General features: G+C 57.5%; 9 protein-coding genes. 6 read left to right on the forward strand and 3 right to left on the reverse strand.

Annotated elements, in window-relative coordinates; genetic code table 11:
• Positions 1-166: 166 nt before the first annotated feature.
• Both ACNAZS_RS00890 and ACNAZS_RS00895 read left to right on the forward strand, forming a co-directional pair.
• Positions 167-1,153 (forward strand): Bug family tripartite tricarboxylate transporter substrate binding protein, encoded by a 987-nt coding sequence (locus tag ACNAZS_RS00890; RefSeq protein ID WP_415785215.1) that lies wholly within the window; start codon positions 167-169, stop codon positions 1,151-1,153.
• Positions 1,154-1,262: 109 nt separating this feature from the next.
• The gene (locus ACNAZS_RS00895; RefSeq protein ID WP_415785217.1) at positions 1,263-2,057 is read left to right on the forward strand and encodes an SDR family NAD(P)-dependent oxidoreductase; all 795 of its coding nucleotides are present in this window, start codon (positions 1,263-1,265) and stop codon (positions 2,055-2,057) included.
• A gap of 59 nt (positions 2,058-2,116) precedes the next feature.
• Here ACNAZS_RS00895 and ACNAZS_RS00900 read toward each other — a convergent pair whose 3' ends face one another.
• Entirely contained in the window at positions 2,117-4,366 is a 2,250-nt protein-coding gene (locus ACNAZS_RS00900; protein WP_415785219.1) for a DUF3604 domain-containing protein, read from the reverse strand.
• Between the two features lie 113 nt (positions 4,367-4,479).
• On the opposite strand from ACNAZS_RS00900, the gene ACNAZS_RS00905 reads away from it, so the two are divergent.
• From ACNAZS_RS00905 to ACNAZS_RS00915, 3 genes are all read left to right on the forward strand, one after another.
• Positions 4,480-5,403 (forward strand): LysR family transcriptional regulator, encoded by a 924-nt coding sequence (locus tag ACNAZS_RS00905; protein ID WP_415785221.1) that lies wholly within the window; start codon positions 4,480-4,482, stop codon positions 5,401-5,403.
• Positions 5,404-5,503: 100 nt separating this feature from the next.
• Positions 5,504-6,472 (forward strand): Bug family tripartite tricarboxylate transporter substrate binding protein, encoded by a 969-nt coding sequence (locus ACNAZS_RS00910; protein ID WP_415785223.1) that lies wholly within the window; start codon positions 5,504-5,506, stop codon positions 6,470-6,472.
• A 118-nt stretch (positions 6,473-6,590) separates the two neighbouring features.
• On the forward strand, positions 6,591-7,736 hold the full coding sequence (locus ACNAZS_RS00915) for an alpha-hydroxy acid oxidase (protein WP_415785225.1): 1,146 nt from the start codon (positions 6,591-6,593) through the stop codon (positions 7,734-7,736).
• A 221-nt stretch (positions 7,737-7,957) separates the two neighbouring features.
• On the opposite strand, the gene ACNAZS_RS00920 is transcribed toward ACNAZS_RS00915, so the two are convergent.
• Together ACNAZS_RS00920 and ACNAZS_RS00925 are read right to left on the reverse strand one after the other, a co-directional pair.
• Complete coding sequence (locus ACNAZS_RS00920; protein WP_415785227.1) at positions 7,958-8,908, reverse strand: dihydrodipicolinate synthase family protein; 951 nt, start codon at positions 8,906-8,908, stop codon at positions 7,958-7,960.
• Between the two features lie 41 nt (positions 8,909-8,949).
• On the reverse strand, positions 8,950-10,074 hold the full coding sequence (locus tag ACNAZS_RS00925) for a mandelate racemase/muconate lactonizing enzyme family protein (protein WP_415785229.1): 1,125 nt from the start codon (positions 10,072-10,074) through the stop codon (positions 8,950-8,952).
• Between the two features lie 153 nt (positions 10,075-10,227).
• Between ACNAZS_RS00925 and ACNAZS_RS00930 the strand changes: the two genes are divergently transcribed.
• Positions 10,228-11,124 carry a LysR substrate-binding domain-containing protein gene (locus tag ACNAZS_RS00930; protein WP_415785231.1) on the forward strand — a complete coding sequence of 299 codons (897 nt, stop codon included), beginning with the start codon at positions 10,228-10,230 and terminating at the stop codon, positions 11,122-11,124.
• Positions 11,125-11,167 lie beyond the last annotated feature (43 nt).

Genomic DNA, 11,167 nt, shown 5'->3' on the forward strand with positions numbered 1-11,167 from the left:
GTGCGACCTTTCCCAGGTATTCCATAACGTGGACTTGAAACTGCGCATCCTGTGCGTGAAGTGATCCGGGGGTATGGACCCCCGCTTAGACTGCGGTCAACACGAGTCGAATCATGCACGACTCAGAACAACAATGATGATGCGCACTATTTAAGGAGACACGCTCATGCTGCACTTCCGCCCTCTCAGGAATCAACTCGTTCGCGGTCTTGGAATCGCAATGCTCGCCGTCGGCATTTGCCAGCCGTCGATGGCGCAATATCCCAACGACCGTCCTATCGAGTTCATCTCGCCGTATGCCGCTGGCGGCGCTAACGATTACCTGACGCGCCTGATGGCACGCTATATGGGCGAGGAGCTCAAAGCCAATATCGTTGTCGACAACAAGAGCGGCGCCAATGGCATGATCGGCGCGGCTTATGTTGCCAAGGCCAAGCCGGACGGCTATACGTTGCTGATGGGTAATAGCGCGACGCACGGCACAAATGCCACGCTGTACAAGAAGCAGCCCTACAACGCCAGCAAGGACTTCAGCCCCGTCGCCATGGTGGGCTCCGTACCCATCGTGATGGTGGTCAATAGCAGCCTGGGGATCAATAGCGTCGATGAACTGCGCGAATACGGCAAAACGCACCGTTTGTCGTTCGGCAGCAGCGGCGTCGGCGGAACCGGTCATCTGACGGGCGAGGCGTTTAAAGCCGAGAGCGGCCTGGACATGGTGCATGTCCCCTACAAGGGCGACAGCCCCGCGGTCGTCGACGCCATGGGGGGTCAGGTCGATCTCGCCTTTGTCGGCACGGCGTCAGCGACCTCGCAACAAGCCTCCGGCCGGATCAAGATCCTGGCCGTTGCACACCCCAAACGCACGCGGGCACTGCCTGATGTGCCGACGATGGCAGAGGTCGGTTTTCCGGGAATTGAGTTTTCACAGTGGTATGCCCTCTTCGCCCCTGCCGGCACGCCCGAGCCTGTGATTCAGCAACTGAACGCGGCAAACAAAGCAGCGCTGGCTAATCCCGCCGTGCAAAAGAGCCTGGATGCACAGTCGGCCGAGGGCACCTATCGCACCCCCGAGGAGCTGGAAGCGTTCTATCAGTCCGAGATCAAGCGCTTTGGCGAATGGATCAAGAAGCTGAATCTGTCTGTCGATTGAGGGAGTCCGGCCGCAGACCGAAAATGACCGACCATTTTGGTTAGCGTGAATTTATCGTTTACCCGACTTGAGAGTAATCTTGTGCCCTGTCTCAGGAAAAGGTGAAAACATGTTCAGGCTGGATGGCAAAGTCGCTTTGGTAACGGGCTGCGGCACGATAGAAAGTGGTTGGGGAAACGGCAAAGCCACGGCAGTGATGTTGGCACGACAGGGAGCGACCGTTTATGGCTGCGACCTCAGCCTGGATGCCGCACAAGGAACGCGCGACATCATTGACGAGGAAGGCGGAACGGCGACCGTGCAGTCATGCGATGTCACGCGTTCGGCCGATATCGCTGACATGGTCGCCAATTGTCTGGCAACGTACGGACGCATTGATGTGCTGGTCAACAACGTAGGCAGATCGGAACCCGGCGATCCCGTCACGATGGATGAAGACGTCTGGAACGAGCAGTTGCAGGTAAATCTCACGTCGGCGTTTCTCTGTTGCAAACACGTCATTCCGGTCATGGAAAGCCAGGGCGGCGGCTCGATCATCAATGTATCGTCCGTCGCCGGTCTGCGTTATATCGGCAAACCCCAGGTCGCCTACGCTTCGGCAAAAGCGGCCCTGATGCAAATGACGGCGACCACGGGCGTGATCTACGCCGAAAAGAATATCCGTTTGAACTCGGTCGTGCCCGGCCTGATTTTTACGCCACTCGTTGAGCGGCTGGCGAACAAATATGCCGGTGGCGATTTGGATAACTTTGTCGCGCATCGCCACCGCCAGGTTCCCATGGGCAGAATGGGAGATGCGTGGGACGTTGCGCATGCGGTGCTGTTTCTGGCCAGCGACGAAGCTCGCTACATTACCGCACAGCAAATCGTGGTGGATGGCGGTTTCACCATGGCGACGCGTTAAACGGGACAGAAATGATGGCGGTGCGTCTTTACCTACTGTCCTTATGCTGAGATCAACGGCTATTTGTTCTTCTCGATGTAGATCGGGCTTGAATAGATAAAGAAGCCGTCTTCGGTTGTCACTCTCACATAGATCGCATTGTCCTTGCCTGTGTGCAGGGGCACGCGCACGCGTTGGCGTATATGAGTGACCTTGTTTTCATTAGGCAGGCGGTAAATATGGAGGCGTCGTTTAATCCCGCCATTTTCATGGACGATGGGCTCCAGGCCGATCTCTTTCACGGACACGGCAACATCGATCAACGGCGTCTTCACCTTTAACACGCCGGCCTGTGCGTCTTTTAGCTTGACGTCGATCCCGCTGAAGCCGCCTGTCGTCAGGGATTTCCACTGAAGATGTTCGGGCGTCAGTTGATCCAGTGTTTTGTCCAGGTTCCAGAAGTTGATGGGCCGAGGATCAATAAACGTATTGTCTTCTAGTGTGGCGTCGCCGTCCCAAACGGTCTGTCGCCCTCGCCCACGATAACCCGACCCTTCCCAAATCATGCGAATGCGGTTTCCAAGATCTGCTTGACCATATGGACGTATCGTCGTCACGACTTCCATGAGATTGCGGATCTCGATGCTTTCGATGGCCCCATGGGTTGCCACATCGAACTCGAACTCAACGGTATCGCCGTCATAGGACAGAATGGATCCCATATCGGCGCTATTCACGGTGCGCTGGGTGACGGGCAGACCCATCTTAGGATCGTCAGACCATTGGGAGGCCGGCGTATCAAAATGCGCTTTGACATCTAGATAGGCACGACACCCGGTGGTCGCGTAATGGCGGCGCTGCCGCAGGCACTCCGCAATAGACGAGCGGGTGAGTTCGTCCGCGATCAGGCAACTGAGTCCGCCGTAGGCGCCAAAGAGCGACGCGCCTGGGTGGCTGGCGCCATGTCTACCCTTGTGCCCATCACTATTGGCGAGAATCCCTACCCGGTAACCTAGCTTGAATGCGTCCTCTAATAGCCATTCGAATGTGCCCCAGTCGGAATGGATTTCTACCGATCGTTCAATTCGTGCATCGTGCGACAAGGTAATGTCGGCGTAGCGGCCACCGATGTGGGCGAAGACAACGACCTCTTCGTCCGACAGCGCGTCAAAGAGTTGCGCGGCACTATTACAATCGCTATCGATGTCCGTCAGATCATCGATCAATGCGTGCGACGAGCGATGTATTTGTCGGCCTTCTTTCAAGTACATCACATTACGGTCACCACCTAGGCCGGTATTGCCTGACCATTCGTACCCGGGAAAAATAATGAAGCGACCGTCTTCGTTATATTTCGCCGTCAGCGTATTTAAATGCTCCCAGAATTCTGTCGTGATTTGGAAATCATTGCCCTGATGGCTCATGACATCAAGGAAGGCTCGGTCGCGTGCAAAAGTGATCAGATCTTCAGCTGAGTTGGTGCCGATCGTTTCTTCGGATTGGCCGTGAAGGTCCGCCCAGTAGTGGCGGCGTTGAAGTTGACTCACGACGCGGCATGGCGTGCTGCGTGCAACGACAACGCCGTTCAGAAGCACCTGAATTTCCAGATCACCCTCCTCTACTGGAGTTAGCCCATCGATGGCTGTTGCGTACTCGCCGTCCTTCATGGAGAAGGATTCCGGTAGTCCGGTGACCGCGAGATTCGCCCGCAGATTGTAGTTACCGGCGGCGCGATGCGAGGGGTTGCCCCATTTGTCTTCGCCCTTAAATCCCAGGCGTATGGGTTCGCCTTGCTTGGCCAGGCTTGGCAACAGGGCTTTATAGGCGACCGGTGGCCCAGCGATAACGGAGATGGTGGGTGACGATTCCAGTTCTACGTAGTGGTAGGTCGCGAAGGCGTCCACCAGCACCCGGAACTCAAAGCTGGGCTCGTGAAACGTCTGTACGCGCATGCCGGGAGACCCCTGGCGGGTGTCTCCAAAACGAACGACGATTTGGTCGCCCTCTTCCAGATAGCCGCGCACGACGCGAATAAACAAGGTCTTGTCCCACGGGCGGATGTTGCGCTTACCGTCGTATTCGATTTGCAAAATGGCGCCGTTGCTGGCTTCTACGGTTGTATAGTTCCAGCCCTTGGGATCGTCGAACTGGGGCTTTCCCATGTCGCTCGCAAAACGATGGACGATTTTGAGCGAACCTGTGTCGTCAATACCGAAGTAGCCCGCCGTATAGGTCAGGGTAAAGCAACCGAAACTCCCCGCCTCGAACTCTCCGGTCGGGGTGATGGTGGCGGAACCCATGAGGTGGCGGGCGTACTGGGAATGCGGCATGGCGGCCTCGCAAAGAGAAGACGGTTTTACGGTAACGATGATTACCTCCAATGCTATCGCCCGCCTACTCATGCTCCTATGGTATATAGGCTATTTCGGTATGACATCACGTTATGCAAGATCCTGTTGATATCGTTTCGCTACGGCAGCTTCGTGCACTGGTATCGGTCGCCGAGACGGCAAGCTTTACAGGCGCGGCCGAGCAATTGGGTATGTCACAGCCATCCATCAGTCATCTGATCCGACGGCTGGAGGCCGAGGTCGGCCAGACGCTGGTGGTACGCGGACGTGAGATCCAGTTGACGGCGCAGGGCCAGTCGGTGGCCGACGTTGCAAGGCGCGCAATTCTATCGATCGACAATGTCCTGCGCGAATGCCGGGACTTGGCCACATTGAAGGCGGGTTCCGTCAGCATTGCCGTAGGCCATGTCAGCGCCGCGACCTTATTGCCGCAGATCTTGTATCGATTTCAGAAAAAACATCCCGAGATCGAGTTGAGCGTGATGGACTGTATGGCGGAGCAGATTCGGATCAAGCTGCTATCACAAGAAGCAGATATCGGAATAGGCGCTGTCCTGGTGCCCGAAGATTCAAAAATCCTCGTAGAAACCGTCTGGGACAGCGGTGTCTCGTTGTTCATGCGCGAGGATCATCCGTTGGCTCGCCGCAGCAGCGTTGAGGCGAAAGTGCTTGCCGAGTTGCCCTGTATTCAACTCAATCCCAATTCGCCGGCGTGGTTGGCGATCAGCCGCAAGTTAATTGCGGCCAATATCTATCCCTGTGTCGAGCAGCGGGTCGTTCTGGTTTCAACGGCGGTCGGCATGATTCAGGCGGGGATGGGCGTTGCAATGATGCCGCGGATCGCTGCTAGTCATATGCCAGCCGGCATTCGGGGTATTCCCCTACGCAATCCCGAGCTGGAGTGGCCGATCTCGATCGTGAGACTGGCCAATTTCCCCTTGTCGCCCGCGGCGCGGGCGTTCGCGGGCGTGGTGCGGGCCACGATTGCAGAGATGCGCCAAGCACAAGGCGTATAACGCGACGTCATGATGGTATAGGTTGAGCGCTCTATGGTCGACGCTCGCCAATGAATACGCTTAAGTGTATTTCCCATCAGCACCAACCGTCGGAGCCATTATGAAAAAAATATTAGGGGTATGCCTGGCCGCTTTGGCCGGGGGTGTATTTTCGGCGCATGCACAGACCTATCCGTCTCGCCCAATCACACTTGTTATTCCACTCGCTGCAGGCAGTACCGCGGACATTCTTGCCCGCGCTATTCAACCCGGATTGTCCAAGCAGCTTGGGCAAACCGTGATTGTAGATAATAAGGCAGGTGGCAGCGGGTTGATCGCCATGCAATATGTGGCGAACGCGAATCCGGATGGTTATACGCTGGTGATGGGGTCGAATAATACGTGGGCAATCAATAAGGGATTGTTCAAATCCCTTCCCTATGATCCTCAGAAGGACTTTAAGCCGGTGGCGTATCTTGCCGGCGCTTCCAACGTCCTGATTGTTAAGCCGGATAGTCCATACGATTCGGTGAAGGCTTTGGTCGCGGCCATGAAGGCACAGCCGGAAAAATTGACGTTTTCGTCTGGCGGCAACGGTACGACCCATCATTTGTCCTCCGAGTACTTAAAAGCGTTGGCGGACACCAAGGCTACGCATATTCCGTATCGTGGCGCGCCTCAGGGGGTGACGGCGGTCATGGCCGGTGAGACCAATTTCGGTTTTTACAATACGCCCAGTGTGTCCGGACTGGTCAACGACGGGAAGCTGAAAGCACTTGCCACGACGGGCGAGGCACGATCATCGCTATTGCCGAACGTCCCCACCATGGCTGAAGCAGGCGTGGCGGGATACGTGATTTCGGTCGACCTCGGGATTCTGGCGCCGGCGGGTACCCCAGACGCAGTCGTAGAACGTTTGAATCAAGCGGTGCGCACGGTCATGAACGAGCCCGCATTTCACCGCAAACTGCAAGGGCTGGGGTATGAAGTGTTCAGGGATGACAGTCCGGCCCAGTTCGGTCAATTTATCCAGACGGATATCGATAAGTGGGTGCCGTTGGTTGTGCAGTCCGGTGCGCGGGTAGACTAACGATAAGTAGCGTGGTTCCCGCGCCCTACCTTGCGTCAGGCCAGGGTTATCGAGGCGCGGGATTGAGTTTCAGGCACAATATAAAAAGAACAAACCCGTTACCCTGGGACTTGAGAACATGCGCCTGAAAGACTGCCACAATTTTCATGATTTTCGCGCGTTGGCCAAACGCCGGCTGCCCGGCCCGATTTTTAATTACATCGATGGTGCGGCTGACGATGAGGTCACGCTGCGGCGCAACGCGGCAAGCTTCGAGCAGTGTGACCTGGTGCCCAATGTGTTGCGCGGCGTGCGGGATGTGGATCTTTCGGTGACGGTGATGGGGCAAAAGCTGGCGCTGCCGGTGTATTGCTCACCCACCGCGCTGCAGCGCTTGTTTCATCACAGAGGCGAACACGCAGTCGCCGAGGCGGCCTCGAAGTTTGGCACCATGTTCGGCGTATCGTCGCTGGGCACGGTCAGCCTGGAAGAGATCCGCAAGACATACAGCGGTCCGCAGGTCTACCAGTTCTATTTTCACAAGGATCGTGGCCTGAACCAGGCCATGATGCAACGCGCCAAAGAGGCCGGCGTCAATATCATGATGTTGACTGTCGACAGCATTACGGGCGGCAACCGTGAGCGTGATCTGCGCACCGGGTTTTCGATTCCCTTCAAACTGAATCTCGCAGGGTTGTCCCAATTCGCCATGAAACCGGCCTGGGGATTCAACTATGTGACCCACGAGCGCTTTCAGTTGCCCCAGTTGCAGGAGCATGTCGACATGAGTGGCGGCGCCATGTCTATCGGTCGATATTTCACTGAAATGCTTGACCCCGCGATGACATGGACGGATGTGGCCGATATGGTTCAACGCTGGGATGGTCAGTTTTGCCTTAAGGGCATCATGTCTGTCGAGGACGCCAGGCGCGCCGTCGACATTGGCTGCACGGGCATCGTTTTGTCCAATCATGGTGGACGTCAATTGGATGGATCCCGTTCGGGTTTTGACCAACTGGCCGAGATCGTCGACGCGGTCGGCGACAGGATCGACGTCATGATGGACGGCGGGATACAGCGTGGCACGCATGTACTGAAAGCGTTGTCCCTGGGCGCCAAGGCGGTCGGTGTCGGTCGATACTATCTCTACCCGCTGGCCGCGGCCGGACAGGCGGGTGTCGAGCGTGCCTTGGGCCAACTGCGCACCGAGATCGAACGGGATATGAAGCTCATGGGCTGCACTTCCGTATCGCAGCTGACAAGAGAAAATTTACGATTTCGTTGATACCCGCGTTAAGCCAGGAAGGAACCGTGCCGCAAGACAGCATCGCCAGCGCAAGCCTGCTGCTGTTTGACCCTTTCTGGCCCTGACGCGCCGCCCGGGAGTTGACCGGGAAACTGCAGATCCCACGGCAGTACTTGCGTTCGCTGCCATCCGGGACGGACATCGCCAGGGGGGTGATTATTCCGAGTGATTCCCTATGACCTTTATTTGAGGCCCGTGACTCACTTGGGCAAGGCCAGGGATTGGACCCCGGGGATGTCGAATTGCGCGGCGGTCAGGCCGGTTTCCAACGCATCGCGCTGTGCGGCCGTCAGCTCAACGAGTGGCGGGCGCACAGTGGCCCATCCTTCATCGCCCGAGCGCTGTGCGATGGCTGCTTTCATGGCGGGGATCATCGGGAATTGCTGGAAGATCGCCCGTACGGCATCCAGGCCCTGTTGCAGGTCGTCGGCCTGGCCGCTTTGCCATTCGCGATACAGCGCGGCAATCGGACCGGGGTTCACGTTGCCCGTGGCAGTGATGCACCCTGCTCCGCCGCCCCGCAGCGTCTGCAGCAAGAACGTTTCGCTACCGGCAAATACGTCAAAGCCCTGAGGTTGAAACTGCTTGAGCATGGCGTCGGTATTCGTCCAGTCCCCAGAGCTATCCTTGATACCGGCGACGTTGTTGGGATAGGCCTTTAATAGGCGCTCGATCAGCGCCAGGCTGATCCCGACCTGGGCGACGGGTGGTATGTGATACAGGTACACGCGCAACCGATCGTCGGCGACTTGTTCGATGACTTGAGAGTACGCGCGGTACAGTCCCTCATCGCTGACGCCCTTGTAGTAGAACGGCGGCAGCATGAGTACGCCGGCGCAGCCCGCCGACACGGCATGGCGCGTTAGCTCAATGGCATCCGGCAACGCGCAGGCGCCCGTGCCGGGCATCATGCGGGCGGCAGGCAGGCCGGCTTCCAGCAAGGCGTCCAACAATGCGCGTTTTTCCGCCACACTGAGTGAATTCGCCTCGGAGTTGGTGCCGAACACGGCCAGGCCGACGCCCTGCTCTACCAGGTTTCGACAATGCGCCACGAACCGCGGCGCCGACGGCGTGTAGTCGGCGTTGAACGGCGTAAGAACGGGGGAAAGCACGCCACGCAGGCGCGGCATATCGGGGGGTAAGGAGGACATAGTGAGGTGGACTCCAGATAAAGGCGAGGAAAAACCGGGTGTCAACGTACGGTGCGCCATTGCCCATAGCGTTCGACGGCGGATTTGTCGAAGTCGAATCCCAGGCCCGGATCCTGCCGCAGCAGGACGCGACCGTCCTTGTGTTCCAGTTGACGATCAACCAGTTTGCGAAAATTCAGCACTTGATCATCCCAAAAGAACTCGACATAACGGGCGTTGGGTGTGGCCGCCACGAGGGGCGCATGCAGATCGTGGAACCAATGCGGACACACTACCACCCCATAACTGGCCGCAGTAGCGGAAATTCGTCTCCATTCGGTGATGCCACCGCAAACCGCGGCGTCGTGCTGCAGAATAGCGGCCGCATTCTTGTCCAGCAATTCCTTGTGATACCAACGGCCATAGCCGATCTCGGCCGTGGCGATGGGAATGCGCGTCAGTTTTGCGAGCTTTGCGTGGCTGTCCACGTCGTCCGGTGAAAACGGTTCTTCCAGGAAGTAAGGGTCGTATTGTTCAAAGCGGCGCACGTACTGCATCGCCTGCGTGGTATCGACCCAGGCGTTATTCAGATCCATCATGATTTCAATATCCGGCCCCACAGCCTCGCGGGCCGCACGCAGGCGTGCTTCTTCTTCTGCCGGCGACAGGCGGCCGGATTTCATTTTGACGGCGTTGAAGCCCTTGGCGACGTAGCTGGCCATTTCCTCGCCCAGCATTTCCGGGGTTTTGCCATCCAGGTAGTAACCGCCACTGGCATAGGCCGGCACGGAATCCAGTTCGTAGGCGCCCAGGAATCGATGTAGGGGCAGCTTTGCCGTGCGCGCATTCAGATCCCACAGTGCGGTGTCCAACGCGCTGAGCGCTCGCATGACCGTACCCGCACGCCCTTGCAGCAAGGACTCCTGATACATGGTTTCCCACAGGCGCTCAACGGCATGAGAATCCTGGCCGATCAACACGGGCGCCAGCAGTTGTTCGACCGCGTTGACGAACAGATCGCCCGCTGCGCTACCCACATAGCAAAACCCGATACCTTCGACACCATCAGTCGAGCGCACTTTGACCAAGCCGTAATAGCGGGTACTGACCGTGCGGGTGGAAAAGGAAGTGACCTTATCCAGCGGTACCGCGGCGGCGCAAACGTCGACGGAAAGAATCTTGGGCACGTGGATCTCCTTGTATGCCGTGTGGTTGATTATGAAGTAAGAAGCGGATGATCGTATTCTGAGCCGATAAAACAAAAAGAAAAATAATGTTCTGGCTTCTTGTGAAGTTATAAAATCCATCTTTTAAAGGGGATGGCCCAAGGCTCCAACACCATGGATACACGGTTTCTACAAAGCTTTATTTATGTCGTGGAAACGGGATCAATCGCCGCCGCCGCGCGCCGGCTGGACCTGACGCCGGCATCGGTCGCACAACGGATCAAAGCCCTGGAAACCGACGTCGGCAGCCAGTTGATCGTGCGTGCCGGCCGCACGGTCAAACCCACACTGGCCGGCAATCGCATTCTGCAGCACGCACATACCGTGCTGAACGAAGTCCGCGACCTGCGTTCTGTCGCGTCTGAAACCAGCTTGCCAGCAGGTCCCCTGCGCCTGGGCGCCACGCCCACGGGATTGACGCAAATCTTGCCTGGCGTGCTAAAGCAGTGGGTGTTGGCTCACGCGCATATCGAGATTTATATCGAACCGGCACCCAGCACGGTGCTGTATCAACGCCTGCTCAACGGCCATTTAGACGCCGCTGTGATGGTGCATCCTCTATTCGATTTGCCTAAAAGCTGCGCGTGGCATGGCTTGCGCAAAGAGCCGCTGACGCTGGTCACCCCGTCCACGATGCTTGTGAGCGATCCGATCAAAACGCTGGCAACCGAGCCCTTTATTCGATATGACCGTCAGGTGGTGGCTGGAAAGTTGGCTGACGACTACCTGCGTCATCACGGGGTGCGGCCGCGTGTTCGCTTTGAGTTGGACGGCATCGAATCCATTGGAAAACTCGTGGCCGAAGGTCTGGGGATCTCTGTGCTGCCGGACTGGAACGTCGGTGGTCCGCCCGATTTCGCGATCAAGCGCTGGGCGTTGCCACCGCCCCATATGGAACGAGAAGTCGGCATCGTGTGGACTCGCGCGGGCGTGCGTGCACAATTGGCGCAAACGCTGGTGGCGTTGGCCGCACCGTTATTCAAGTTGGAAAGCGTTACCGGGCCTTCATGATGGTGAACCGTTGTGACCGGATCCGGCCGCTTACCTGCCTTAC

The organism is Bordetella tumulicola (genome assembly GCF_965138755.1).
Lineage (GTDB): Bacteria > Pseudomonadota > Gammaproteobacteria > Burkholderiales > Burkholderiaceae_B > Bordetella_A > Bordetella_A tumulicola.